25 protein-coding genes are annotated in these 24,306 nt (G+C 62.6%); 11 read left to right on the top strand and 14 right to left on the bottom strand.

Going from position 1 to position 24,306, the window contains the following annotated elements; all coding sequences use genetic code 11:
- Positions 1-74: 74 nt before the first annotated feature.
- The 11 genes from KF796_07375 to KF796_07325 all read right to left on the bottom strand — a co-directional run bounded on the left by KF796_07375 (position 75) and on the right by KF796_07325 (position 7,597).
- On the bottom strand, positions 75-452 hold the full coding sequence (locus tag KF796_07375; protein MBX3586449.1) for a hypothetical protein: 378 nt from the start codon (positions 450-452) through the stop codon (positions 75-77).
- Between the two features lie 95 nt (positions 453-547).
- Positions 548-1,186 (bottom strand): hypothetical protein, encoded by a 639-nt coding sequence (locus tag KF796_07370; protein ID MBX3586448.1) that lies wholly within the window; start codon positions 1,184-1,186, stop codon positions 548-550.
- 108 nt (positions 1,187-1,294) lie between these two features.
- Positions 1,295-1,585, bottom strand: coding sequence for a DUF5063 domain-containing protein (locus KF796_07365; protein MBX3586447.1), 291 nt, complete (start codon positions 1,583-1,585; stop codon positions 1,295-1,297).
- Between the two features lie 18 nt (positions 1,586-1,603).
- Positions 1,604-1,786 carry a hypothetical protein gene (locus KF796_07360; protein ID MBX3586446.1) on the bottom strand — a complete coding sequence of 61 codons (183 nt, stop codon included), beginning with the start codon at positions 1,784-1,786 and terminating at the stop codon, positions 1,604-1,606.
- A gap of 121 nt (positions 1,787-1,907) precedes the next feature.
- On the bottom strand, positions 1,908-2,480 hold the full coding sequence (locus KF796_07355; GenBank protein ID MBX3586445.1) for a hypothetical protein: 573 nt from the start codon (positions 2,478-2,480) through the stop codon (positions 1,908-1,910).
- 142 nt (positions 2,481-2,622) lie between these two features.
- Complete coding sequence (locus KF796_07350; protein MBX3586444.1) at positions 2,623-3,042, bottom strand: hypothetical protein; 420 nt, start codon at positions 3,040-3,042, stop codon at positions 2,623-2,625.
- A gap of 449 nt (positions 3,043-3,491) precedes the next feature.
- Positions 3,492-3,716, bottom strand: coding sequence for a hypothetical protein (locus KF796_07345; protein MBX3586443.1), 225 nt, complete (start codon positions 3,714-3,716; stop codon positions 3,492-3,494).
- Positions 3,717-4,689: 973 nt separating this feature from the next.
- Positions 4,690-5,109, bottom strand: a complete 420-nt coding sequence (locus KF796_07340; GenBank protein ID MBX3586442.1) for a hypothetical protein — start codon at positions 5,107-5,109, stop codon at positions 4,690-4,692.
- 140 nt (positions 5,110-5,249) lie between these two features.
- On the bottom strand, positions 5,250-5,993 hold the full coding sequence (locus tag KF796_07335; protein MBX3586441.1) for a DUF2071 domain-containing protein: 744 nt from the start codon (positions 5,991-5,993) through the stop codon (positions 5,250-5,252).
- 152 nt (positions 5,994-6,145) lie between these two features.
- Complete coding sequence (locus tag KF796_07330; protein MBX3586440.1) at positions 6,146-6,511, bottom strand: hypothetical protein; 366 nt, start codon at positions 6,509-6,511, stop codon at positions 6,146-6,148.
- A gap of 747 nt (positions 6,512-7,258) precedes the next feature.
- Entirely contained in the window at positions 7,259-7,597 is a 339-nt protein-coding gene (locus KF796_07325; protein ID MBX3586439.1) for a hypothetical protein, read from the bottom strand.
- Between the two features lie 595 nt (positions 7,598-8,192).
- Between KF796_07325 and KF796_07320 the strand changes: the two genes are divergently transcribed.
- Together KF796_07320 and KF796_07315 are read left to right on the top strand one after the other, a co-directional pair.
- Positions 8,193-9,278 (top strand): IS110 family transposase, encoded by a 1,086-nt coding sequence (locus KF796_07320; protein ID MBX3586438.1) that lies wholly within the window; start codon positions 8,193-8,195, stop codon positions 9,276-9,278.
- Positions 9,279-9,696: 418 nt separating this feature from the next.
- Positions 9,697-10,746, top strand: a complete 1,050-nt coding sequence (locus KF796_07315) for an IS110 family transposase (GenBank protein MBX3586437.1) — start codon at positions 9,697-9,699, stop codon at positions 10,744-10,746.
- A 930-nt stretch (positions 10,747-11,676) separates the two neighbouring features.
- Here KF796_07315 and KF796_07310 read toward each other — a convergent pair.
- Positions 11,677-12,141, bottom strand: a complete 465-nt coding sequence (locus tag KF796_07310; GenBank protein ID MBX3586436.1) for a hypothetical protein — start codon at positions 12,139-12,141, stop codon at positions 11,677-11,679.
- A gap of 1,184 nt (positions 12,142-13,325) precedes the next feature.
- On the opposite strand from KF796_07310, the gene KF796_07305 reads away from it, so the two are divergent.
- The 9 genes from KF796_07305 to KF796_07265 all read left to right on the top strand — a co-directional run bounded on the left by KF796_07305 (position 13,326) and on the right by KF796_07265 (position 21,948).
- Positions 13,326-14,411 (top strand): integron integrase, encoded by a 1,086-nt coding sequence (locus KF796_07305; GenBank protein MBX3586435.1) that lies wholly within the window; start codon positions 13,326-13,328, stop codon positions 14,409-14,411.
- Between the two features lie 31 nt (positions 14,412-14,442).
- A complete protein-coding gene (locus tag KF796_07300) occupies positions 14,443-16,512 on the top strand; it encodes an RNB domain-containing ribonuclease (protein MBX3586434.1) in 2,070 nt (689 codons plus the stop codon).
- Between the two features lie 2 nt (positions 16,513-16,514).
- Positions 16,515-17,363 carry a TonB family protein gene (locus KF796_07295; protein ID MBX3586433.1) on the top strand — a complete coding sequence of 283 codons (849 nt, stop codon included), beginning with the start codon at positions 16,515-16,517 and terminating at the stop codon, positions 17,361-17,363.
- Positions 17,360-18,193 carry a shikimate dehydrogenase gene (aroE, locus tag KF796_07290; GenBank protein ID MBX3586432.1) on the top strand — a complete coding sequence of 278 codons (834 nt, stop codon included), beginning with the start codon at positions 17,360-17,362 and terminating at the stop codon, positions 18,191-18,193. Before KF796_07295 ends, aroE begins: the two co-directional genes overlap by 4 nt.
- 92 nt (positions 18,194-18,285) lie before the next feature.
- Positions 18,286-19,014, top strand: a complete 729-nt coding sequence (mtgA, locus tag KF796_07285; GenBank protein ID MBX3586431.1) for a monofunctional biosynthetic peptidoglycan transglycosylase — start codon at positions 18,286-18,288, stop codon at positions 19,012-19,014.
- Between the two features lie 35 nt (positions 19,015-19,049).
- Positions 19,050-19,661 (top strand): 1-acyl-sn-glycerol-3-phosphate acyltransferase, encoded by a 612-nt coding sequence (locus KF796_07280; GenBank protein ID MBX3586430.1) that lies wholly within the window; start codon positions 19,050-19,052, stop codon positions 19,659-19,661.
- Entirely contained in the window at positions 19,658-20,662 is a 1,005-nt protein-coding gene (locus KF796_07275) for a phosphatidate cytidylyltransferase (GenBank protein MBX3586429.1), read from the top strand. Before KF796_07280 ends, KF796_07275 begins: the two co-directional genes overlap by 4 nt.
- 42 nt (positions 20,663-20,704) lie before the next feature.
- Positions 20,705-21,253, top strand: a complete 549-nt coding sequence (gene ruvC / locus KF796_07270) for a crossover junction endodeoxyribonuclease RuvC (GenBank protein MBX3586428.1) — start codon at positions 20,705-20,707, stop codon at positions 21,251-21,253.
- Positions 21,254-21,318: 65 nt separating this feature from the next.
- A complete protein-coding gene (locus tag KF796_07265) occupies positions 21,319-21,948 on the top strand; it encodes a response regulator (GenBank protein MBX3586427.1) in 630 nt (209 codons plus the stop codon).
- On the opposite strand, the gene KF796_07260 is transcribed toward KF796_07265, so the two are convergent.
- Positions 21,876-22,799, bottom strand: a complete 924-nt coding sequence (locus KF796_07260; GenBank protein MBX3586426.1) for a UDP-3-O-acyl-N-acetylglucosamine deacetylase — start codon at positions 22,797-22,799, stop codon at positions 21,876-21,878. The two genes, KF796_07265 and KF796_07260, sit on opposite strands and share 73 nt — an antisense overlap.
- A gap of 144 nt (positions 22,800-22,943) precedes the next feature.
- Positions 22,944-24,164: a cell division protein FtsZ gene (ftsZ, locus tag KF796_07255; protein MBX3586425.1), complete on the bottom strand. Its 1,221-nt coding sequence runs from the start codon at positions 24,162-24,164 to the stop codon at positions 22,944-22,946.
- Positions 24,165-24,306: the final 142 nt, after the last annotated feature.

Raw genomic sequence — 24,306 nt, 5'->3', positions numbered from 1 at the left:
CGGTCTAACGTTGGAGTTCACCCGCGCGCGAAGGCTGGCGAAGCCAGCCGCAGCACGTCGGATGCAACGAGGGATTAGACCTTTCGGCCAATGAACTCAATGGCAAGGTCGAGTTCCTCCTGCAAGCGCGAACGCTTCAACTCCGGACCGTACTCCGCCCAGTCTTGCTTCAACCCTTTGAAGATGCGCAAGGTTACTGGGTAGTACCGCTTGAAGTTGCGTAGTTCGAAAATGATGGCGATCTGGCGGTCAAGCTTGAGAGGTTGGTTAGGATCTTCGCGCTCGACCAGTTGCTTGATGAGAGAGTGGTAGGTCTCGAACTGTTGACGCTCTGCCTCGGCACGCTTATTGAGGATGAACTGCACAATCGCCCAAATAGTGGGCACTGCACCGAGAAGTACACCGACGGTCGCAGCGTTTGAGGCAAGCCATTGCCAGAACGAAGTGAGCATAAGGTCTAACGTTGACGCTGTCCGGCACTCAGCGACTGCCGCGAAGCGGCAATATGCTGCTGCGTGTCCGTGACTAGCAACCTGTTATGTCTCATCTACGTGAAGGCGATCAACGCCTTCTGCGCAATGCTGATCCGCGCCGCCTCGTAGAGAGCCAGCCAAGAACAATACTCCCGAGACAATCCCTCCCCGGAGCAAGAGACTCCATCAATTCGACTTGCCTCCTCATCCGACAGTTCGCCATTTAGTAGCTGAATGCACAGGGCGGGCGCCACTGCAATAAGCTCCCCCATCAATCGCTGCGACGAGCCCAACATGCCTCCTGGCAACTGCCCACTTTCGTCAAACAGCACTTCGGGAAAGTCTATTGGCACGTAGTACCCTTCGCAATCCGAATGGCACAACAAATGGCTAGAGAACTGCTCAGTCTCGGCTTCAAGTACTGCATCGGTACTTGGGTCCGAATCTTCGGGCAGAGGCGTTGCTCTCCACGATGGATCGGCCATCCCATGCGCATACGCGCGCCTGAGATAGTGAATGAACGAGTATGGGAACCCGCCGATGGATGAGCGAGTTGGAACAGGTACGAGTTCCCGGGGTTCCGTATGGACCGGCAACCCTGAGTCCTCCAATACTCGGTTCACTACCGCTATCGAACCCACTAGCCACTCCGCGCCTTCAGGATCGTTCTGAAGAAGATCGGCTAGCAGCCCAACTGACACCGCGAGACCCATTACAGCGCTCCTTCCCTGTTCAACGAGACATAACGTCGGAGGCCACCAGCACGCAGGAAGCGCCGCGCAGCGGCAACCTGCTGCTGTGTGTCTGTGTGGGCCAACCAGTTAACGTGCATTCTCACTCCCCTGCGAGATTGCTAGGTAATGTAATGCATACAGGGCGCCGACAGCATGACGACCCCAGTGAATGCGATGTAGAAATGACCAGTGCCACCGCGCTTCATTGGTCTCACCACGCTCGTAGAGCACCAAGCCAGCGCGGACATCTTTGTAGCTATCTAGCAGGTCATCACTGACATCGCCCATGCAGGGTTCATCGTCAAGTAGAGGATCGGGGTCAAAGACCTCACGGTAGTACCTGCCAGCGAACGCAGCCAAGTTTGCAGTGGCAGCCATTAGCGCTGCGGCAGGAAGTTACGGCAGTCCGTCTTCGTTCTCCGGCTCGACTTTCGGAAGAAGAAGCGCCAGTGAGTACAACTGACTCAGCCAGTAGGCCGCCAGCGAATCGCTGCGTTCCGAAGCAGACGATTCGCACCATTGGCAATAACCCCGGGCTGCTACCGCAAAGTCGGACGAAACGGCGGAGTTGTCTTTCATGCGCTTTAACGTTCGCGGTAACCGGCATAACGCGGTGTGACGGCGCCCGGCAAGAATGAAATGAAGCCGGGCGACGGCATGCCGTGGCGTGTCCGGTTGACCAAGGTGTTAGGCGGCACTGTCAGTCCCACCAGACCCGGACTCGACGTCTGTTGACAGAGAACTCATCTGCCTTTAGCTCGCCAACAAAAACCCGCCTCAGTTCCGCAACTAACTTGTCATTGTCCGCGTCGGGGATCTTCACCCCCATTCCGGTAGGTGTGGCTTCTTCGCGCTGATGAGTCCAGTAGGGAAGTTCGATATAGAGGACGGGCGAGCCTTCCCGGCCAAACTCGACGCCAGAGACTCGACCACGCAGCTTCTCGACCGCTGCTGCGACGCGCTGACCGTTAAATTCGTTGTACTGCGTGACCAAACTGATCAGTTGAGCGGCTTGAGAGGTTCTTAGACGAGGAGTCAGAAACTCTGTGGATTGAAACCTCTGACCCTTGTTCAGTGCAAAGCCAATTCGAACGAAGGTCGCCGCGACCTGCTGGTCGACTTCCAGAGGGAGAACTAGGTTTCTGTCGTCTGAGGAAGCAGCCACAGAAGCGGCGGATGCCGCACCCGCCGGCTTCACCTCAAGGTAGTACCCACCGCTGTCCGTGCACGCAGCGAGTATGGACAGCAAGAAGGCGACGGGGTAGCGGTGCATGATGTGGGTTGTGACGCCTAACGTTTGAGCTGAGCGGGGAGCGCCGGCGCGGCGCTTGGCCCGCGAGGCGGAGGATGACCTGAACAGCCTCGCGGGCCAAGTGCCATGTCGGTGCGAGTCCGCTCGAGCGAAGGGCTAGGCCTCACTGTGCGCACTTGACGCCGATGACGTCGTTGAACTGATCTGGTGCCCACGACGTCGCCCGCCAGCGGTACGTTCCTGGGCCGATGAAGCGCATCTCCCACTCGCGGTACTCAGGAGGAATGCCTTGAAGTTCCGGCCCGTATTTGATAATCAGTGAGTTTCCTTGCGTACGAATGATTGCAGCGCTGTACTCGGTGACTTCTGCGCCCGTCCCGATCTTCCAGCGACGATCATTCTTCAGCTTGAGCGTCTTGCGGTCGGAGCTGACCTCAAAGGTCTGGTGTAGGTTGTCCGGGCGGCAGCCAAACTGGTGCTTTGTGCTCTCGGCCCACTTCCCAGCTAGTAGCGCCCAGTCGAACTCTTGCGCAAGCACTGAGTTGGAGAGAAGGGCAAGCGCGACGAATAGGTATTGACGCATTGATTCTCCTGTTGCGATTAGCATGCCTTGGATGGCTGGCGTGAGGCATAACGTTGAAGCTGACCGGCACACAACACGCGTGACGAAGCCGCAACCTGCACTTGCCTTTCCGCGCCGAGCGACTTGTTAAGCGTCACGATCAGTTCCCTCCATATATGACAGCCATTTGCTGACGATAAGACAAGCGGTAGCTATGGCAATAAACACGTACCGAAGCCAAGCCCACGGAAGAAGCAAGGCTACCCCAAATAGGACCACGCCTACTAATAATAAGAACAGCGACGTCCTCGCCCCGCTGATTAGTGTCGTGCGTGACTCACTAGACTTGCTCATTGACGCTCAACGTTGGCCGTGAGTGGACCACAACGGCGCACTCTGTATTGAAGAATAGCAACCACGCTGGCCGCCGCTGTTGGTCCATTCGACGACCCTGTTAAATGACAGCATACCTACCGCTCCCGAAACGCCCGCCTTGAGGCAGCTACTTCAAATAACTCATCGCGTTGCTGCTCCAGCCATACCAGCCGCTTAAAAAACGACTTACGTCCTTGCGACGTACCACCATTTTCCGCGCCCCATAAACAACGTTGAATTTGAGGATCAATTTCCGCCCGCGACATCTTTGACGCTTCGTCGGCGTGATCTGCTGTTCCTGAGCGCGACCGTCGTTTCATGTCATTTAACGTAAAAATGACCGGACCACCAACACTTGCGGCGAAGCCGCCTCCTGCTGTTGTGGATCCGTGTCGATTGGCATGTTAGACCCCACTGGGCACTTGCAAGCCGTGCTTTCGAGCAACCCACGCCAAGCAATGAGTTCTGTCGGCGGGCCTGGTTAACGAGGGCGTTGAAGCCTCGATTCGAGAGAACTCCATGAATCGACCTGTCAGGTCCGGCGGCGACGCAAGCTTCGCGAGAACCAGAGCCTCGCCTGCTGCTTTGTTTCCAACCCAAAGGGCAACGTCTACCGCCCAGTCGGGGATCCAAGTGATCTCGCGACGTTCGAGAAGACGCGCCGATAGGCCTTGCTTGGTGCGACACACATCGAACGCCGGTATGGCCAACTCATGGATAGTTTTCACCATGGAAGCTACTTCTGCTTGTCGCGTGGCGGGATCGACAAGCTGCCATTTTAGGTACTCATGCGCTGGCGAGAGGTATCCGATCTGCGAGATCCAGATATTGTCGCCTGTGGTAACTCCATTTGCTTCGCGCCACGTGGCCAGTTCACTGCACTTCGTTTGAGCGTGTATGGCGACGCCCACATGGGAGCCAGACGAATTGGCTCCATCGGCTTGAAAGGACACGACGTGCGTGAATGGTCCGACCTTCCGCGAAAATCGAAGTCCACTCTTGGACCATCGGAAACCCTCGCCAACAAACGCTTCCGCGACAGCGGCGCATGAACTGGCGACAACATCGGCGACGCGCTCCGGTCCAGGGGCCACGGGTTGAAATCGACCGGACTGAACCCTTCGACGTGCATCGAGCGTATCCTGAACATGATCGTCAAGCGAGCGTAACGACTTAGGCATGGCTGTCGGTTGTGCGGTCTAACGTCAGCAATGAGTGGACGCCAACGGCCCACACTGGTCCGAAGAATGGCGAAAACATAGCCCGCCGTTGGCGGTCCACTCGATCAACATGTTAAGGCGCATTGCGAAAGTTCTTGTACCACTCGCGGCCGAAATGTCCAAGAACCGATGCAGTCAGCAGAAGTAGGGTAGTCGGGGCGAATGCTGCCGATGCTACGACAAAGCCGGGCATGTGGGTTGGCAAACCGATAAGCCACAAAATAGCCAATGGAAACGCAATCAGCCAGGCTGAAACCAAGCGACGTCCGCGCGTGCGTGTTCCATCGCCGAGCCGTAGAACGAACGCAAACAATGCTGTCTGCGCTGCCAGTACAAGTAATGCGATGGCGATCCCCAGCCAAAGAAATTTTGGGTCGCGCGAGTAACGCGGAAGGTATCCCGGCTCAGCGCCAGCGTACAGTACCAAGCATGCGAAGGGCAGCCAATACAGCGCTGCCCAGATCGTCAAACGCATGCGCGCCGTGAGCGTCATCGATGCGCCTTAACGTTCGAGCTAAGCCGCGACCGTAGGCGGACGCCGCTTGGCCGCCGAAGGACAATTTAGAACGCTGACCTGGAGCGGCCAAGCGGTGGCTTCCCCAGGGCGTCGGCGCTTGAGCGAGGGGTTAGGCGTCAACTCAGCACCTTCGGTGGAAGGTAGATGGTGAACTCATTCATCGGCTCGACGAGAACACTGTGAGGTGACTGCTGCTCGTCCTTGTGTACCAGATTCAAGCGGCTCAGCAATCCAAAGTCTGCTCGAATCAACCGAGCGCCCGCGACCTCAAGTTTGGTGTGCCAAACGCGGTAGGCTCCAAGCCGGCCGTCGCGGCGATGGTAGAAGCCGGCAAGGGGATGGGTAAGATAGACCAGTCCAGTTTCGACGTCCGGGAAGCCTGGAAGATCGAGGTTGTTATCCACGCCCTGGCTCAACTCCAGTTCGGCCGGCGCCCATGAGGCACGCGTACTCATTCGATATCTGGTGTAGGCGCCTGTAGGTGAGGCCTGCTCGCAGTCGAAGGTCACCTTGCCCGGATGCCATGGCAGGTTCCAGAGGTAGCGGGGTACAGCGACCGTCCACGAGTCAAGTGTTGTCCCGAGGAACCAGACGCAGCGTTCTCCGCTTTCTCGATCCTGTATGTAGATCCGGTAGTTCGTCTGACCCATTCTGAATTTGGGAAATGGGTACTTCGCTGAGGTGAAGTCGATGTCAATGAAAGGGACGACTGAGATCAGTGCCTTGCGACGCCCCTCGATCTCGACAGTATCGAGGGAGAAGCGATCAGGCATGAGGCCGTTGAAGCGAGCTGGGTCTACAGCGTATGTGACGATCGCGAAGTGCTGAAGCTTGCACAGCACGTCGATGCCTGAAGGCACTGGGCGAGGGTGCAAGTGGTCGCGGAAGCGAAGGGGGAGGTGCATGCGTGCTGTTGACGCCTAACGTAAAAATGACCGGACCACCAACATAAGCGGCGAAGCCGCCTCCTGCTGTTGTGGGTCCGTGTCGATTGACCAGTTATCGCTCATACTCACCACTTCCACACGAGCAATGCGGCGAGAGCCACAACTAGGATAGGCCACCCTGCCCAAGCGGAACGGACCGAGGCGGATCCCTGCGTGGCTGGACGAACGGGGACTTCGTCTTCTTCGCCGATCACCGCCGCACCAAGCCTCTCAGCGATCTTCTGCCCCTTCGCAAATGCTGCGTCACTGGGCTTGGTGAGTGTGAGTCGGCCCTGGGCGAGGGCGAATAGCTCTGTCGATTCGCCCGTGGACCACGCGATGTCCATCCAATGCTCTCCTTCGGCCGTAACCACCAACTCGGGGTCTCCGGCTACGAGTGCCTGTACCTCGCTCTTTGCAATGGGACGGACGATCTCGACGATATAGCTCATGAGCGATAACGTTCGACACGAGCGGCAGCTGGAAGCGGGCGAAGCCCGCTGGAAGCCGTCCGCTCGATGGAGGGGTTAGGTCGCACTTGCAGCCTCTTTGTATTGCTGTGCGTGACGCACAAACGTGTAGTACTCGGCTTCACCGTCAGTGCCCCGCAGCGGTAGCGGAAATGGTGCCACTCTTGGTGCCAACAAAACCACAAATTGGGGCTCGAGAACAAAGATTGAAACGGCCGACCACGGAAACGCGACGCGCATGGTTTCAGTGGATGCCGAGAACTCTGTGGAGCTGGCCACCAGGTGGAGCGGTTCCTCCGTGCTCGGGGCGAGTGGTTGAAGCGCTCGAGCATCCGCCCTTCGCAAGCGACTTACCCCGAAGGCGAAGAGCAACGGCACGAGCACCAACGCGAGAACAGACCAGCGAATCAGTTGACGATCGCTCTCGTGCAGGTACGAAGGGCCCGAGACTAGAACGAAAAGTGGAATGCTGAACAGTAGCCAGGCGATGATGGCGAGCGGGCGCAACGACGTTTGTGTCTTGCCTTGGCGACGCAAGTGCCCGAGTACGAAACCCCATGCGCGGTCGTAGTCGGCTTGCTCAACCCGGACAGTCACGGACGCCACTTGGTGCGACCTAACGTTGGAGTTGACCGGCACGCACCGGTGAGGCGCCGCGAGACGTATGCTCCCGCGCACGGCTGGCGGCGCCTTGCCGGCGCGTGTCCGCGTCGAACGACCTGTTGGGGCTTAGAGCGCACATATCCACGAAGCATGCCCGCCAAAGAACCCCAAGGCAAGAAACGCAACGCATGCCACAGGGAAAGACAACAAGCAGACGACCACCCGCAGCCACGACGGCACCCTAGGCGCACCGACCGAAATGCCGGAGGTGATGGCCAGCATGCCAAGTGCGCTTGCAACAAAGGCGCGGCCTTCGAGCTTCAGGGCTCCCTCAATATCGCCGGTCGCTTGCTTCAGGTCGCCGGCGCACCCGGACAGCTGCAGAAGCCACCAGCACACAAGAAGCAGAAAGGCGCCGGCAAACAGGAGCGAGGACGAGACGCGGCTTGCGACGGTGTTGCCCATCTGAGCCCTAACGTTGGCCGTAACCGGCGACTGCGACAAGGGCCGGCGCAGCCGACGGACGCCCGCAGGCGTCCGTGTTGACGAACCTGTTATGTCGCATGCTTCTCTTCCACTTTTTCATTCTCATTTTCGCTGCTCTCGGGCTCGCGATAGTGGTACCAAGCTTCGTGGGGAGAGAACTCCCCACAAAAGAGGCACTGGGTAGCCGGCCACTTAACGCTGCAACCAGGACAGACCGCTCTCGTCCAGAACGTATTCCACACGGTTCCGCATGAGGGCACGCACTCCCATCGATCTTCCGCTCGAGGGTGTCATTCACATTTCGGGCAGTAAATCTCGACCTTCTTTTCCATCGCGCACTCTTTCAGAGGTCGTCCCCCAACTACGCCTTTGCTGCGACATAACGTCGGAGTTGACCGGCGCGCACCGGCAGTGCGCCGCGCGGCGTAGGCTTGTCCAGACGCTGCGCGGCGCACTGCCGGTGCGTGTCCGTGTCGAATGATGGGATGGACTCCCCCGTTTGTTTGCGCGAAATTCGCGCTCTGGTCTTCATTGGCGTGGGGATCAGGTCTTCATCAAACGAAAGGAGTCCGACATGAATGCTACAACCGTTGCCGTTGATTTGGCAAAGTCTGTCTTTCAGCTGGCCGTGGCCGATACGTCCTGGCGAGTCATCGAAACCCATCGCCTCACCCGCACCCAGTTTGAACGCTGGTTCGTCAATCGTGATGTGGCCCTGGTCATCATGGAAGCCTGCGGCTCGGCTCACCACTGGGCGCGCTGGCTCAATGGCCTGGGCATTGAAGTGCGCCTGCTGCCCGCCCAGTACGTGCGCGCCTACGTCAAGCGCAACAAGACCGATGCCGCTGACGCTGCTGCCCTGCTAGAAGCCTGCCGGGCGTCCGACATGCGCCCGGTGCGCGTCAAGTCCGTTGAACAGCAAGCCCTGCAAGGCATGCACCGCATCCGCAGCCTGTGGATGGGCACCCGCACCAGCCGCATCAACGCCCTGCGCGGCTTCTGCCGCGAGTTTGGCATTGCCATTCCCGTCGGTGCGCGCACGGGCGTGGAGGCGATCAGCCGCGTGCTGGCTGACCCCGGCACCGCCGTGCCCGAGCTGATCCGGGGGACAGCCAAGCTGCTGGTGGAGGAGATTCATTTGCTCGAAGCCCGGATTGCGCAACTGGAGCGGGAACTGGCACGGCTTGCCAAGCTCAGCCCTGCTTGCACCACGTTGCTGTCGATCCCCGGTATCGGCCTGTTAACCGCCACGGCATTGGTAGCCGCCACCTCGGGCGATGTGAGCCACTTCCAGGATGCCCGGCATTTCTCCAGCTGGTTTGGGCTGACGCCCAAGGAGTACAGCTCGGGCAACAGCCGCTACCTGGGGCGTATCTCCAAGAAGGGGGATCGGTATTTGCGCATGCTGCTGACCCACGGGGCCAGGAGTGTGCTGCGCGCCTCCAAGGTGGCCGCGAACGCCGGGCGTGAGGTCTGTGGGGTGCGGCGCTGGGCGCTGGATGTGCAGGTCCGCAGCAATCACAACAAGGCCGCCTGTGCGCTGGCCAACAAGCTGGCGCGGATTTGCTATGCCACGCTCAGGGACAAGGAGCCGTTTGGTGAGCCCACTGCGCGGCTTGGCAAGAAAATGAACAGGGAGAGCTTTGTGATGCCGACTTGACTGCCCGCACTCAAAGCAGCCGCTACCCAGAAGAAGTATTGAACACCCCTCACGCATCGCGACGAGATTGATCGACCATCATGGCCAACCGGGCTCACCCCACACCGACAGCCGCCGATAACTCTTCCGGCTCACTCGCAGCCGCTTGTAACGTGTGGCGCATCGGTGACGCAGATTCCATGTCGGCACGGACCACAACAGAGTCCACTTCAGATGCCGGATATACGACTGCAGGCGCATCCCCAACAGCCAAACTATCGGTCAGTTTCTTGCGCTTGCGGGGGAGATGGCATGGTCCGCCCATCTACAGCGCTGCTGTTGAGGTGAGGCTGCCATCCAGTCACGGGTGGGGCCTCGCAGAAACGGCATCAGAGTGCCAAAGTGAGGGCTCATGAACCACCTAACCTGGAGACCCGCCATGCAACCCACTGGAAATCTGCCCGTCATTGGTCTGGATCTGGCCAAGTCCGTGTTCCAGCTGCACATCGTCGATGTGCAGACCGGCGAAATCCAGCGCCGCCAGATCAAGCGGGCAAAACTTGTCGAGTTCTTCGCCAAGTGCCAGCGCAGCCTGGTTGCGATGGAGGCTTGCGGCACATCCCACCACTGGGCTCGAATGATTCGAGACCTCGGACACGAGGTCAAGATGCTACCGGCCCAGCATGTCAAGGCCTTCTTGCTTCGCAACAAGACCGATACCATGGATGCGCAAGCGATCTGGGTAGCCGCTCACCAGCCGCACATCAAGCCCGTTCCCTTAAAGACAGAGCGTCAGCAAACTTGTATGTCGCTGCACGGCATGCGTCGCCAGCTGATGAAAATTCGCATCATGCAAACCAATGCCCTGCGTGGCATCTTGTCTGAGTTCGGCATTGCTTTGCCGGTAGGGCACAACAAACTGCTCAAGACGATTCAAGGCGAGTTGGCCAAGGCGCAGCAGGCAGACCAGTTGACCGCTGATCTGGTGGTCAGCGTGCAGGAGCAACTCAAACGGATTGACGCCTTGGAGGTTGACATCGACCACCTCGGTCAGCGGCTGCGCGCCATGATCAGAGAAGACCGGCAGATGCAGGCGATCCAGCGAATCCCTGGCGTTGGAGAACTGACGGCCTCCGCGTTGGTGGCGGCCGTCGGAGACTTCTCGACGTTTCAGTCCGGGCGACATTTTGCATCGTGGGTCGGACTGGTGCCGCGGCAGGTGGGCACCGGTGGAAAGACGCAACAGCTGGGCATCTCAAAACAAGGTGACACCTACTTGCGTACCTTGCTGATTGCGGGAGCCAGAGCCGTGATCGCCAGGGCAGAGAAGTCGAGTTGGATCACGCGGCTACTTGAGAGGCGCCACTACAACGTAGTGGTCGTGGCGTTGGCCAACAAAATAGCCCGAACAGCTTGGGCGGTCCTGGCCAAAGGCGCAGCCTTTGACCAGGTCAAGTGGAATCCAACGGAGCAAGTGGGTGCGAGCTGATCACTATAGATCGTTGAACGACATCGCGATTGCGATTAGGCAACACTGTTTTGAAGGAGAGCCTGCAAGAAGCAAAGTGATGGAACGAAGGTCAACCCGGACTGGGGAAACTCCGATATATGGACCGCACTTTTAGTGCACGGGGGAGATAGGAACCTCAGTCGCGAATAGCCATCATGGGCAGCAGTACCAACTGCACAAACAGCCCGAATGTAAGACCGCAAACCTTTCAACCATCGCGACGCGGAAACTTGCTTTCCTTGGGCGGACCATGTAAGTCCATATAGGAAGGGTTAGACGCCGCGCGCCTTGAGGGACAGAACATATGAGAGTGACCAAGATGCTGAGCAGAGTAGCGCGACCAACCACGCCTGAGCAGGCGGGATACCGCCGGAGAAGGCCAACCAGTGAACCGCAATTGCCGCCACAAGACCAAGAAGGAAGCCAAGTGCGCAGCGGCTCCAAAACACGACGCTGGCTACTCGGCGGCTGGATAGGGGAAGCATCGTGAGTGCGGGACCCACACCTGCCGCGATGCTGGGCCAAAGGTACTCGAAGTTCACAAGCGTTCCGTACAAGAGCGGTGCGGCGGTGAAAGCGATGGATGCAAAGTGAAGTTTGCGTTGCGCCTGGGTGGCAGGCCTCGCGACCAGGGGCTGCCGGTGGGAACCAGCGTAGCGAGCGGCAAGCCAGAGAAAGCCCACCATTGCGCCACCCCAAGCGGCACCGCCAACCATGCAAAGGAGGAGCGCAACTGCAGCGAAGGCGATGCTTGGCTTGGGTTCGGCCGTGAACCAAAAGAAGAGGAACATGCCGAGGCCCCAAGCGGCAGACATTGTGGCGATTCGAGTGCGACTCATATTCTGGCGTCGTCTAACGTTGAAGTTCAGCGGGCGCCGAAGGCGATCCGCTGGAACGCCCGGTTGGGCGTCATTTTCGCAGTGGCAAACGTTGCTCGTCGGTGACTTGCTTCATAAGCTCCCGCAGTCTGAAGAGTGAGACCGGTCTTTGGCCATTCTTCTGCATTGCCCCGCACTTTTCCCAGACGATGCCACCGGGCCCATTGAAGACCTCCGTAGAGCTGCCGTCTCTCGCCAGGTGCAGCACGAGCAGGTGCTGAGGTTCTGAACGCAGCGCCACAGTTGTTCCCTGCGTTGCCTTGATCTCGACTTGACGACCGTCCTTTGTCATCGCATCGTGCCCGGCTCTTGAGGCCGTGTGCAGCAGCAGGTCATATCGATACGCGGCGATCACTTCGCCAATGCTCCCGACGAGATGACCGTCAGGTGTGAAGGCGCGCCCGGGAAACAACGCTTCAAATTCTCCCACCAACCCGTACAGCCGGCCGACCAGTTCGGGAACTCTTTCGGTGGGGTGAATCAGTAGTTCGCTCATGACGCCCAACGTGAAAATGACCGGGCCACGACAACTTGCGGCGAAGCCGCTTCCTGCTGTTGTGGGTCCGTGTCGATTGTCATGTTATCCCTCATCGACGCACTGGCGAGAAGAGCAATTGGTACACACCTTCCACGCCAGTGAGCGTGTACCACGAAAAAAGATACCCAATTGATGCAAGTAGCACCAGAACTAGCGGCAGATCAATGCGGCGTTTCATTGTCAAGGCGCCTAGCCCTACAACCGCTGCAAACGCGCAAAGCAGCGCACCCCATGCGAACGCGATTCGAAAGAAGTTCAACTCCCGCTCGCCGGGGCCATTGTGAGGACTCCAATCAAATAGCCACGACCGTGCGTGCATTACGCCGACGAAGAGCCATGCGACGCCTGGCAGCAGGGTAAGCACGCGCGAGTAGGAAGAACCCATCATGAGGGATAACGTTTGACATGAGAGGCTCGGCCCTGCTTGCCGGGGCGAGTCCTCTCGATGGAAGGGTTAGGCTGCACTTTACGGCGGCTCCATGGGGGCCATGACGCTAGTGCCGCAAGCCGGGCAGCTCTCGTTGTACTTGCGACCGTGTGCGGCAAATCGGCTGGAGAGATCTACGCCGCAGCAGGAACAAGGGTGAGTGCTTGGCTCACACCTCTCTGTGACGTTGCTTCTGATTTTCGTGTGATCCAGTTGAGCAACCCACTCACCAGTGCGTCCGGCCGGGTCGAGGCGCGCCTGGTCAAAGGTTGCAATTGCTTCGCACTCGATGTCACTTGGCTCGTACACCACGAGCCTCATTCCTTCAGTCAGTTTCAGGCCTTGTCGCGAGAGGCTTGCAAGAGTCCCGTAGCCAGTAAGTGGAATCTCAGCGATTGAACTTCCGGGTGATGGGTACTCGATTGCATTGAAGTCCGCGTAGACGCGAGGCGGAAACGGCATTTGTGCAGCATAACGTGATTTAGAAGTCAAACCCGCTGTGTATCGCGGGTTTACTCGGGACTGGATATGAAGTCATACATTGCATGTCCTTGATTTATATCGCAATTTGCCTGCTCCTCTCGTTCATACCACGTGCCCCCTGACTTGATACACAGCAAAAACGACCGATAACCTGGAACGCTGCTGTGTACCGCAGAGCAGAGGGATGCGGAAAATCCTTGATGGGCAAGGGTTTCGGTGAAATACTGTGATTATGAACAGTTACACCAGATCAACCAATCACAGCAAGAAGCCTGGGCCTGCGCTGGTTTCTGTTCGTCTCATGGACCAGCTGCGCGAACGGCTTCGGTACATGCACTACAGCTTGCAAACAGAGAAGACATACACGTACTGGGTCCGGTTTTTTGTGCGCTGGCATGGGCGCGCGGGGAGGATGCGTCATCCCCGTGAGATGGGTCGTGCGGAGGTGGAAGCATTTCTCACGATGCTGGCCACGGAGCGCCAGGCATCTGCGGCCACCCACAAGCAAGCGCTGAATGCCATTCTTTACCTCTATAAAGAGGTTCTTGGGCAGGAGTTACCCTGGCTTCAGGAAATCGGTCGACCGACGGTCACCAGGAGGATTCCTTCGGTTCTCACACTGAATGAAGTGCACAGTATTCTGTCGCTGATGGAGGGGGAGGCGGGCCTGCTCGCGCGCCTGTTGTATGGCACAGGCATGCGGCGCAACGAGGCCCTGTCACTGCGCGTCAAGGACATCGACTTTGAGAGCCACGTCATCGTGGTGCGCGAATCCAAAGGAGGCAAGGATCGGGTCGTCATGCTGCCCAAGGCACTGGTGCCTGCCTTGCACGAACAACTGGTGCGTTCCCGGGCGCTATGGGCGGCCGACCGTTCAGCCCAACGCGCAGGCGTGGCCATGCCCCATGCGCTGGAGGCCAAACACCCTCGGGCTGGTCAGTCGTGGGCGTGGCATTGGGTGTTCGCTTCACCGACTTTGTCAGTTGATCCGCGCAGCGGCATCGAGCGCCGCCATCACCTGTATGAGCAGCGCCTGCAGCGCGCACTCAAGACGGCCGTAGTGCAGGCCGGCGTTCACAAGCCCGTGAGCGTCCACACTTTGCGTCACAGCTTTGCCACCCATCTGCTGCAGTCGGGCACCGATATACGCACGGTGCAAGAGCTGCTGGGCCACAGCGACGTGTCCACCACCATGATTTACACCCACGTGCTCAAGGTGGCCGCGGGCGGCACGGCCAGCCCACTGGACGCTTTGCTGGCCAGCACCGCGCAGCACCAGCCCCCGGTGCTGCGCGAGCCACAGCCCGCCTACGCCTGAGCCCCCTCCCCCGCATGGGACAATCCCGCCCATGTTTGTATTGTTCGAAGAAGCCGGCAAGTTTCAGGCCGGTCGCGTGCTGTCGGAGGCCGAGGCCTCGTCCCAGGTGGAGCTGGACAGCGGCAAGCGCGTCAAGGTCAAGGCGGCCAACATCCTGCTCAAGTTTGACAAGCCGGCGCCGGCCGAGCTGATCCGCAGCGCGCAGGCCGTGGCCGAGACGATCGAGCTGGAGCTGGCCTGGGAGTTCGCGCCCGAGGACGAGTTTGGCTTTGCCGACCTGGCGCGCGACTATTTCAGCGCCCAGGCCTCGCTGGAGCAGCAGGCCGGCGCCTTGTTCCGCCTGTTTGAGGCGCCGCACTACTTCCGCCGCGCCGGCAAGGGCCGCTTCAAGAAGGCCCCCGCCGAGATCCTGCAGCAGGCGCTGCTGGCCATCGAAAAAAAGAAGCAGGTGCTGGCCCAGATTGCCGAGTGGGCCGCAGCCCTGGGCCGGGGCGAGTGCCCGGCGGCCATCCGCGAGCAGCTTTACAAGATCCTGTTCAAGCCCGACAAGAACGCGCCCGAGTACAAGGCCGTGGTCGAGGCCTCGCGCGCCACGCAAACCGCCCCGCTGGCGCTGCTGCAAAAAGCCGGCGCCATCGACTCGGCCTACCAGTTCCACTGGAAGCGCTTTCTGTTCGAGAACTTTCCCAAGGGCACGGGCTTTCCGGCGCTGGAGGCCCCCGTCATCACCGACGACCTGCCGGTGGCCACGGGCGTGCAGGCGTTCTCGATCGACGATTCGCAGACCACCGAGATCGACGACGCGCTCTCGCTGCAGGGCCTGGGCAGCGGCACGGTCACGCTGGGCATCCACATTGCGGCGCCGGGCCTGGCGCTGCAGCCGGGTGGCGCGGTGGACCAGGTGGCGCGGCACCGCCTGTCCACCGTCTACATGCCGGGCTACAAGATCACCATGCTGCCCGACGACGTGGTGCAGGCCTACACGCTGCAGGCCGGGCGCGACTGCCCCGCCGTGTCGCTCTACGTCACGCTCGACGAAGCCACGCTGGAGATCCGCGGCACGCAGACCAGGCTGGAGCGCGTGCCCATTGCCCACAACCTGCGGCATGACCAGCTCGATGGCCTGGTCACGGCCGAATGGCTGGACAACCCGGCATTTGAGCATCAAAACACGCCGGAGTCCTTGCTGGGCCTGCGCGGCCCGCTATCATTTTTGCACCGCTTTGCGCGCCACCTGAAGGCCCGGCGCGAGGTGGTGCGCGGCAAGCCCGAGAACTTCAACCGGCCCGACTACAACTTCCGCCTGGTGGGCAATGACGGCGCCGAGCCGCAGGGCAGCGAGCAGGTGCAGATCAGCACGCGCCAGCGCGGCGCGCCGCTGGACCTGATCGTGGCCGAGGCCATGATCCTGGCCAACAGCACCTGGGGCATGTGGCTGGCGGAGTTTGGCATTCCCGGCATTTACCGCAGCCAGGCCAGCCTGGCGCCGGGCGTCAAGGTGCGCATGGGCACCAAGGCGCTGCCGCACGCGGGCATTGGCGTGCCCAGCTACGCCTGGAGCACCTCGCCGCTGCGCCGCTACACCGACCTGGTCAACCAGTGGCAGATCATTGCCGCGGCGCGCCATGGCAAAACGGCCGCGCTGGCCGCGCCGTTCAAGCCCAAGGATGCGGAGCTGTTCTCCATCATCAGCGGCTTTGACGCGGCCTACAGCGCCTACAACGGCTACCAGGCCGGCATGGAGCGCTTCTGGACGCTCAAGTACCTGGAGCAGCAGGGGATCACCGAGCTGGTGGCCACGGTGTTCAAGGAGGGGCCGGGCGGCAGCTTTCTGGTGCGTGCCGACGACATCCCGCTGGTGCTGCCCGTGCTGGGCGCGCAGGGGCTGCCGCGCGGTGCGCGCCTGCGCGTGAGGCTGGGCGCCATCGACGAGATTTCGCTGGACGTGAGCGGCACGCTGATCGAGCGGCTGGACGCCGAGCCCGCGCCCGACGCCGGCGAGGACGACAGCGGTGAGGACGAACCGGTGGCCGGGCCCATCGCCATTGCGGTGGACGTGAACGAAACGGACGCCGTCAGCGCTGATAATTCACCCTCGTGAACCTGAAGTCCCTCAGCACCCTGCAGATTGCGATTGGCGCCTCGGTGGCCGTGCACGCGGCGCTGCTGACGGTGCGCTTTGTGGACCCCGAGCGCTTCAACCGCGTGTTCCAGGACACCCCGCTGGAGGTGATCCTGGTCAACGCCAGGACCAGCGAGCATGCCGACAAGGCCCAGGCCATTGCCCAGGCCTCGTTGGCTGGCGGTGGCGAGGCCGCCAAGGGCCGCGCCACCAGCCCGCTGCCGCCCTCGGCGCTCACCTCGCTGGGCGACGCCGCCGAAGACGCCCAGCAGAAGATCGAGGCCATGCAGGAGCAGCAGATGATGCTGCTGGCCCAGCTCAAGAAGCAGCTTGCCGCCCTGCCCCCGCCCGACCCCAAGCAGGCCAGCAACAACGCCGCCGCCGTGGCCCGCGAGGAAAAGCGCCGCCAGCTGATCAAGCTGCTGGCCGAGATCGAGCGGCGCATCAACGAGGAAAACGCCCGCCCCAAGAAGCGCTACATCAGCCCCGCCACGCGCGAGGAGGTGTACGCCATTTACTACGACGGCCTGCGCCGCAAGATCGAGGAGCGCGGCACCCAGAACTTTCCCGAGCTGGCCGGACGCAAGCTCTATGGCGAGCTGACCATGATCGTCACGGTCAACCATGACGGCCGGGTGCTCGAGACCGAGATCGTCGAGTCGTCGGGCATCACCGCGCTGGACCGGCGGGCCCAGACCATTGCCAAGGCGGCCGGGCCGTTTGGCCGCTTCAGCGACGCCATGCGCCGCAAGGCCGACCAGATCGTGGTGGTGTCGCGCTTCAAGTTCACGCGCGACGACCAGCTCGAAACCAGACTGACCAACCGATGAGCACCGACCTTTACTGCGTGATGGGCAACCCCGTCGAGCACAGCCAGTCCCCCCGCATCCACGCGCGCTTTGCCGAGCTGACCGGCCAGGACCTGAGCTATGGCAGGCGCCTGATCGCGCTGGACGACTTCCCCCGGGCCGTGGCCGCCTGGCGGGCCGAGGGCGGCAAGGGCTGCAACATCACCGTGCCCTTCAAGTTCGAGGCCGCGGCGCTGGCCACCCGCACCACCGAGCGCGCCGCGCTGGCCCATGCCTGCAATGTGCTGCGCTTTGATGCCGATGGCATCTTTGCCGACAACACCGACGGCGTGGGCCTGGTCAACGACATCACCCACAATGCCGGCGTGGCGCTGGCGGGCGCCAGCGTGCTGCTGCTGGGCGCGGGCGGCGCGGCCGCCGGTGTGCTGGGCCCGCTGATCGAGGCAAGGCCCAACAGCATCACCGTGGCCAACCGCACGCTGGGCAAGGCCAATGCGCTGGTGCAGCGCCACGCCACGCTGGCGGCCCAGCACAGCGTGCAGCTGCAGGACTGCGAGCTGCACAACGTGAGCGGTGGCTTCGACGTGGTCATCAACGCCACCAGCAGCAGCCTGGCCGGCGGCCAGGTGCCGGTGCCCGCCAGCGTGCTCAAGCCCGGCGCGCTCGCGGTCGACCTGATGTATGGCCCCGCCGCGCGCGGCTTCATGGACTGGGCCGCCGCCCACGGCGCCGTGCCCCGCGACGGGCTGGGCATGCTGGTGGAACAGGCGGCCGAGGCCTTTGCGCTGTGGCGTGGCGTGCGCCCGCCATCGGCCCAGGTGCTGGCCGAACTGCGCGCCGCGCTGGACTGACATGGCCCCCACGCTTGCCACTTCGTGTGCTGCGCTGCCCCCCGAGGGGGCTTCAGCCGCCTTGGGGCGGCCCGGCGGCGTCTGAGCCCGCGATGAAGGCGGCGTTGCGTTTCATCGGCCTGCTGGCGCTCGCGGCGCTGGCGCTGCAGCTGTTTTTCGTCGGCCGCATTGCGCTGATGGTGGCGGTGGACCCCCAGTCCACCAGCTTCCAGCGCTCCGAGGCCTGGCGCCTGTCCACCGAAAAAGGCAGCCTGCGCTGGCGCCAGCAGTGGGTGCCCTACAGCCAGATTTCAGACCATTTGAAGCGCGCCGTGATCGCCTCCGAAGACGGTGACTTCATCAACCACGACGGCGTGGAGTGGGAGGCCATTGAAAAGGCCTGGAAGAAAAACACCAGGGCCGAAGAGCTGGCGGCCAAACGGGCCCAGGCGCGGCCCAATGCCAGGCCGGCCAAGATCGTGGGCGGCTCCACCATCAGCCAGCAGCTGGCCAAGAACCTGCTGCTGTCGGGCGAGCGCACGCTGCTGCGCAAGGGCCAGGAGTTTGTGCTCACGCTGGCGCTGGAACTGCTGCTGGGCAAGCAGCGCATCCTGGAGATCTACCTCAACAGCGTGGAATGGGGTGAAGGCGTGTTTGGCGCCGAGGCCGCGGCCCAGCACTACTACCGCAAGCCCGCGGCCAGGCTCAGCGCCTGGGAGGCCGCCCGCCTCGCCGTGATGCTGCCGCGGCCCAGGTACTTCGAGAAAGTGCCCAACTCGGGCTACCTGGCCAGCCGCGCAGGCACCATCACCGCGCGCATGGGGGATGCGGTGTTGCCCTGAGGAGCGATGCCATGGCTGCAGGCTAACATCGGCACATGTCCGCCAAAGTGATGAGCTGGTTCCTGCTGGCCCTGGTGCGTTTGCTGACCGGGGCGCAGGCCCGCTGGTACGGTTGCCCGCCCAAGGCCGAGCAGCGCATTTATTTCGCCAACCACCAGAGCCACGCCGACCTGGTGATGATCTGGGCCGCGCTGCCGCGCGAGCTGCGCAGCATCACCCGCCCCATCGCCGCGAAGGATTACTGGACGGCCAGCCCCTTCAAGCGCTGGATCACCACCGCCGTGTTCAACGCCGTGTATGTGGAGCGCGAGCGCAAGGGCGATGAAGATCCGCTGCAGCCGCTGATCGACGCGCTGACCAACGGCGACTCCATCATCCTGTTCCCCGAGGGCACGCGTGGCCACACCGGTGAACCGCAGGCCTTCAAGGCCGGGCTGTACAACCTGGCGCAGCGCTTTCCCGACGTGGTGCTGGTGCCGGCCTGGATCAACAACATCCAGCGGCTGCTGCCCAAGGGCGAGGTGATCCCGGTGCCGGTGCTGTGCTCGGTGACCTTTGGTGCCCCGGTGCGCGTGGAAGAAGGCGAAGACCGCAAGCTGTTTCTGGAGCGCGCACGCCGGGTGGTGATGTCGCTGGCCGAGGTATGAACACCTTTCTGCGCAGCCTCACGCCCGGCCAGCAGGTGGGCCTGCTGTTCGTGATCCTGTTCGGCCTGCTGGCGCTGGCCAGCACCGGCCTGCTGCTGGCCTCGCTGCGCGAGCCGCCCGACACGCCCGAGGGCGACGCCACGCGCGCCGAACTCAAGACCTTCCAGGGCACGCTGCGCACCTCGTGGGTGATGGCCACCGTGTTCTGGGTCGGCTGGGCGCTGGGTGAAAGCATGGCCACGCTGCTGTTTGCCGTGGTGGCGTTTTTTGCGCTGCGCGAGTTCGTCACGCTCTCGCCCACGCGCCGGGGCGACCACCGCAGCCTGGTGCTGGCCTTTTTTGTGGTGCTGCCGGTACAGTTCTGGCTCACGGCCACCGAGCACTTCAACCTGTTCACGGTGTTCATCCCGGTCTATGTGTTCCTGGCCATCCCGGTGGTCAGCGCGCTGGCCGACGACCCGCACCGGTTCCTGGAGCGCAACGCCAAGCTGCAGTGGGGCATCATGGTCTGCGTGTATGGCATGAGCCACGTGCCCGCCCTGCTGCTGCTGGAATTTCCCAACTGGGACAGCCGCAAGAACGCTTTCCTGGTGTTCTTCCTGGCCATCGTGGTCCAGACCACCATGGTGGTGCAGCACCTGGCCTCGCGCCAGCTGCGCCGCAAGAGCATGCTGCAGCTGCGCACGCCGGGCATCAGCAGCAGCTTCAGCTGGCGGGCCTGGGCCAGCGGCGTGCTGGCGGGCACCATCCTGGGAGGCCTGCTCGGCGCCATCACCCCGTTCAAGCCGGGCCAGGCCCTGGGCATGGCACTGGTGGCCTGCGCGGCCGGTTCGCTGGGCCACCTGGTGATGAAGGCGCTCAAGCGCGACCGTGGCGCCACGCCCTGGGGCAGCGGCATGGCCTCGGTCACGGGGGCCACGGGCCTGCTGGACCGGGTGGACGCGCTGTGCTTTGCCGCACCGGTGTTTTTCCACTCGGTTCGGTGGTATTTTGGCCTGTAGTCCAGGCTGGGCGGCCACTTTCAGCTATCAACTTTGTAGCAAATGAGAATCCTCGGCATCGACCCCGGCCTGCAGACCACCGGCTTTGGCGTGCTCGACCAGGACGGCCATACGCTGAGCTACGTGGCCAGCGGCACCATCAGCACCACCCACCTGTCACGGGGCGACCTGCCGGCCCGGCTCAAGGTGCTGTTTGACGGCATCTGCGAGGTGGTGCAGCGCTACCAGCCCGATGCGGCGGCCGTGGAGATCGTGTTTGTCAACGTCAACCCGCAGGCCACGCTGCTGCTGGGGCAGGCACGCGGCGCCTGCGTGACCTCGCTGGTGTCGCGCGACCTGCCCGTGGCCGAGTACACGGCGCTGCAGATGAAAAAGGCCGTGGCCGGCTATGGCAAGGCCGGCAAGGCCGAGGTGCAGGAGATGGTCAAGCGGCTGCTCAAGCTGCCCGGCCTGCCGGGCAAGGACGCGGCCGATGCGCTGGGCCTGGCCATTGCCCACGCCCACATCGGGCCGGGCATGGACCGGCTGGCCCAGGCCACGCAGCTGGCGCGCCGCAGCACCGCCATGTTCCGGCACGGGCGCAGCTACTAGGGCCTCCATAAAGCCTCCACATTGCCCCGCCACACTGAGGGCATGAACGCTGAACGGAGGACACCATGGGCGACAAACCCCGCTTGCTGCTGATTGACGACGATGCCGCGACCGTGAGCTACCTTGAGGCCAAACTGGGCCGCTACTACGACCTGCTGGGCACCACCCTGCCCGAGATGGCCGTGCCGCTGGCGCTGCACATGAGGCCCGACGTCATCCTCTGCGACATCGACATGCCGGGCATGACGGGCGGTGACGTGGCGGCCGCCCTGGCGGCCGATGAACAGACCGCCGGCATCCCGCTGATCTACCTCACGGCGCTGGTCACACCCGAGGAAACGCAGGAACTGAATGGCTACATCAGCGGCCGGCCCGGCGTGTCCAAAAGGGCGCCCCTGGCCGAGCTGATGCGCCGCATTGCCGCCGCCACGGGGCGAGCCGCGTCAGAGCACCCGTTCCAGCAACAGCACGCCAAAGAAGCCGAAGGCGGCGATCAGCGTCCATTTGAGCGTGACCAGGCCCCAGTTCCGGTAGCGTTTGTGCCCGGTGGCGGCATAGAAGGCGAACGACACGCCGGCCGCAATCAGCAGCAGCATGATGGCCCAGCGGAACAGCAGCACGGCTACCAGGCCCTGGCGGGCTGGGCAAAGCCCGCGGGGGCCTGCCGCTCGTCAGCGAACGTGATGACCTCGTAGGCATCGGGGCGCGACAGCAGCTCGCGCAGCAGCTTGTTGTTCAGCGCGTGGCCGGAACGGAAGGCGCTGTAGGCGGCCAGCAGCGGCTTGCCGATCAGGTACAGGTCGCCCATGGCGTCCAGGATCTTGTGCTTGACGAACTCGTCGTCGTAGCGCAGCCCGTCGCTGTTGAGCACGCGGTAGTCGTCCATGACGATCGCGTTGTCCAGCCCGCCGCCCAGCCCCAGGCCGTTGGCGCGCATCATTTCCAGGTCCTTGGTGAAGCCGAAGGTGCGGGCCCGCGCAATGTCGCGCGAGTACGAGCCCGTGCTCATGTCGAACTCCACGCGCTGGCCGGTGGAGTCGACCACGCGGTGGTCAAAGTCGATCTCGAAACTCAGCTTGTAGCCATGGTAGGGCTCCAGCCGGGCCCACTTGAGGTTGTCGCCCTGGCCCTCGCGCACCTCCACGGCCTGGGTCACGCGGATGAAGCGCTTCGGCGCCTTCTGCAGCTCGATGCCCGCGCTTTGCAGCAGGAACACGAACGAGGCCGAGGAGCCGTCGAGGATGGGCACTTCCTCGGCCGTGATGTCCACATACAGGTTGTCCAGCCCCAGGCCGGCGCAGGCCGACATCAGGTGCTCCACGGTGTGCACCTTGGCCCCGCCGGTGGAAATGGTGGATGCCAGGCGCGTGTCGGTCACGGCCAGCGCCGAGATGGGAATGTCCACGGGCTGCGGCAAATCGACGCGGCGGAACACGATGCCGGTGTCGGGCTGGGCCGGGCGCAGTGTCAGCTCCACCCGCTGGCCGCTGTGCAGGCCCACGCCCACGGCCTTGGTCAGGGTCTTGAGGGTGCGTTGCTGGAGCATGGGCATGATTTTACTTTTTGCACCCCCGGGGTGCATTCACTTTGACCAATGGCCCTGACAGGCAGGGGCCGGCGATAAAAAAGGGTGGGCCTGTCACAGCCCACCCCAAGCACTCCCCTTGGAGAACACTTCTCTCTCTTGCGATCAGTCGGCCTGCTTGCGCAGGAAAGCCGGAATCTCGAAGTCGTCCATGCCGCCGGAGGCCAGCGCGTCCACCTTGGCCGCGGCCTGGGTGCGGTTGGTGCGCCAGACGCTGGGCACCGACATGCCCTGGTAGTCGGGCCCGCCCTGGGCGGCCGTGGCGCCCGGGCCGCCCACGGCGTTGTTGACCGTGGGCACGTTGAACGGCACGTTGTCGGTGCCGGTGCGCAGCACCTGCAGCGGCGGCGCGGTGCGGCGCTGGCCCTGGCGGCTCAGGCCCGTGGCCACCACCGTGACGCGCATTTCGTCGCCCAGGGTGTCGTCATAGGCGGCGCCGTAGATCACGTGGGCGTCGGGCGAGGCGTAGGCGCGGATGGTGTTCATCGCGAGCTTGGACTCGTTGAGCTTCAGGCTGCCCTTGGCCGCCGTCACCAGCACCAGCACGCCCTTGGCGCCCGACAGGTCGATGCCTTCCAGCAGTGGGCAGGCCACGGCCTGCTCGGCGGCAATGCGCGCGCGGTCCGGGCCGGCGGCCACGGCCGTGCCCATCATGGCCTTGCCGGGCTCGCCCATCACGGTTCGCACGTCTTCAAAGTCGACGTTGACGTTGCCGTACTCGTTGATGATCTCGGCAATGCCGCCCACGGCGTTCTTGAGCACGTCGTTGGCATGGGCGAAGGCCTCGTCCTGCGTCACGTCGTCGCCCAGCACCTCGAGCAGCTTTTCGTTGAGCACCACGATCAGCGAGTCCACATTGGCCTCGAGCTCGGCCAGGCCGTTGTCGGCGTTGGTCATGCGGCGCCCGCCCTCCCAGTCGAAGGGCTTGGTGACCACGCCCACGGTGAGGATGCCCATCTCCTTGGCCACGCGCGCGATCACCGGCGCGGCGCCGGTGCCCGTGCCGCCGCCCATGCCGGCCGTGATGAACAGCATGTGCGCGCCGTTGATGGCGCTGCGGATCTCGTCCACCGCCAGCTCGGCCGCCTCGCGGCCCTTGTCGGGCTTGCTGCCCGCGCCCAGCCCGCTGTTGCCCAGCTGGATGGTCTTGTGCGCCGCGCTGCGCGCGAGCGCCTGCGCGTCGGTGTTGGCGCAGAGGAACTCCACGCCCTGGACCGCGCGGTCGATCATGTGCTCGACCGCGTTGCCGCCGCCACCGCCGACACCGATCACCTTGATCTGCGTGCCCGAGTGGAACTCTTCGACTTCAATCATTTCGATGCTCATTTGTTACTCCTGTGATTCCTGAAACTTGCAGTTGCCTGATAAAAATTGTTGTGTGTGTGCGTTAACGCTCACGAAGGCGGTTCGGTGCACCGCCATCGTCGCCGGCGGTATTCGGGGGGGCTGCCACGGGCCAGCCAGAGCT

The sequence above is a fragment of the Ramlibacter sp. genome, from assembly GCA_019635435.1.
Lineage (GTDB): Bacteria > Pseudomonadota > Gammaproteobacteria > Burkholderiales > Burkholderiaceae_C > JAHBZM01.
The sequence above is the reverse complement of the archived record's forward strand: the minus strand, read 5'-3'. Positions and strand labels throughout refer to the sequence as shown.

Coding starts and splice junctions, on each gene's coding strand:
- KF796_07375 (MBX3586449.1), bottom strand. CDS start 452: ATGCTCACTTCGTTCTGGCAATGGCTTGCCTCAAACGCTGCGACCGTC.
- KF796_07370 (MBX3586448.1), bottom strand. CDS start 1,186: ATGGGTCTCGCGGTGTCAGTTGGGCTGCTAGCCGATCTTCTTCAGAAC.
- KF796_07365 (MBX3586447.1), bottom strand. CDS start 1,585: ATGGCTGCCACTGCAAACTTGGCTGCGTTCGCTGGCAGGTACTACCGT.
- KF796_07360 (MBX3586446.1), bottom strand. CDS start 1,786: ATGAAAGACAACTCCGCCGTTTCGTCCGACTTTGCGGTAGCAGCCCGG.
- KF796_07355 (MBX3586445.1), bottom strand. CDS start 2,480: ATGCACCGCTACCCCGTCGCCTTCTTGCTGTCCATACTCGCTGCGTGC.
- KF796_07350 (MBX3586444.1), bottom strand. CDS start 3,042: ATGCGTCAATACCTATTCGTCGCGCTTGCCCTTCTCTCCAACTCAGTG.
- KF796_07345 (MBX3586443.1), bottom strand. CDS start 3,716: ATGAAACGACGGTCGCGCTCAGGAACAGCAGATCACGCCGACGAAGCG.
- KF796_07340 (MBX3586442.1), bottom strand. CDS start 5,109: ATGACGCTCACGGCGCGCATGCGTTTGACGATCTGGGCAGCGCTGTAT.
- KF796_07330 (MBX3586440.1), bottom strand. CDS start 6,511: ATGAGCTATATCGTCGAGATCGTCCGTCCCATTGCAAAGAGCGAGGTA.
- KF796_07325 (MBX3586439.1), bottom strand. CDS start 7,597: ATGGGCAACACCGTCGCAAGCCGCGTCTCGTCCTCGCTCCTGTTTGCC.
- KF796_07320 (MBX3586438.1), top strand. CDS start 8,193: ATGAATGCTACAACCGTTGCCGTTGATTTGGCAAAGTCTGTCTTTCAG.
- KF796_07315 (MBX3586437.1), top strand. CDS start 9,697: ATGCAACCCACTGGAAATCTGCCCGTCATTGGTCTGGATCTGGCCAAG.
- KF796_07310 (MBX3586436.1), bottom strand. CDS start 12,141: ATGAGCGAACTACTGATTCACCCCACCGAAAGAGTTCCCGAACTGGTC.
- KF796_07305 (MBX3586435.1), top strand. CDS start 13,326: ATGAACAGTTACACCAGATCAACCAATCACAGCAAGAAGCCTGGGCCT.
- KF796_07300 (MBX3586434.1), top strand. CDS start 14,443: ATGTTTGTATTGTTCGAAGAAGCCGGCAAGTTTCAGGCCGGTCGCGTG.
- aroE (MBX3586432.1), top strand. CDS start 17,360: ATGAGCACCGACCTTTACTGCGTGATGGGCAACCCCGTCGAGCACAGC.
- mtgA (MBX3586431.1), top strand. CDS start 18,286: ATGAAGGCGGCGTTGCGTTTCATCGGCCTGCTGGCGCTCGCGGCGCTG.
- KF796_07280 (MBX3586430.1), top strand. CDS start 19,050: ATGTCCGCCAAAGTGATGAGCTGGTTCCTGCTGGCCCTGGTGCGTTTG.
- KF796_07275 (MBX3586429.1), top strand. CDS start 19,658: ATGAACACCTTTCTGCGCAGCCTCACGCCCGGCCAGCAGGTGGGCCTG.
- ruvC (MBX3586428.1), top strand. CDS start 20,705: ATGAGAATCCTCGGCATCGACCCCGGCCTGCAGACCACCGGCTTTGGC.
- KF796_07265 (MBX3586427.1), top strand. CDS start 21,319: ATGGGCGACAAACCCCGCTTGCTGCTGATTGACGACGATGCCGCGACC.
- KF796_07260 (MBX3586426.1), bottom strand. CDS start 22,799: ATGCTCCAGCAACGCACCCTCAAGACCCTGACCAAGGCCGTGGGCGTG.
- ftsZ (MBX3586425.1), bottom strand. CDS start 24,164: ATGAGCATCGAAATGATTGAAGTCGAAGAGTTCCACTCGGGCACGCAG.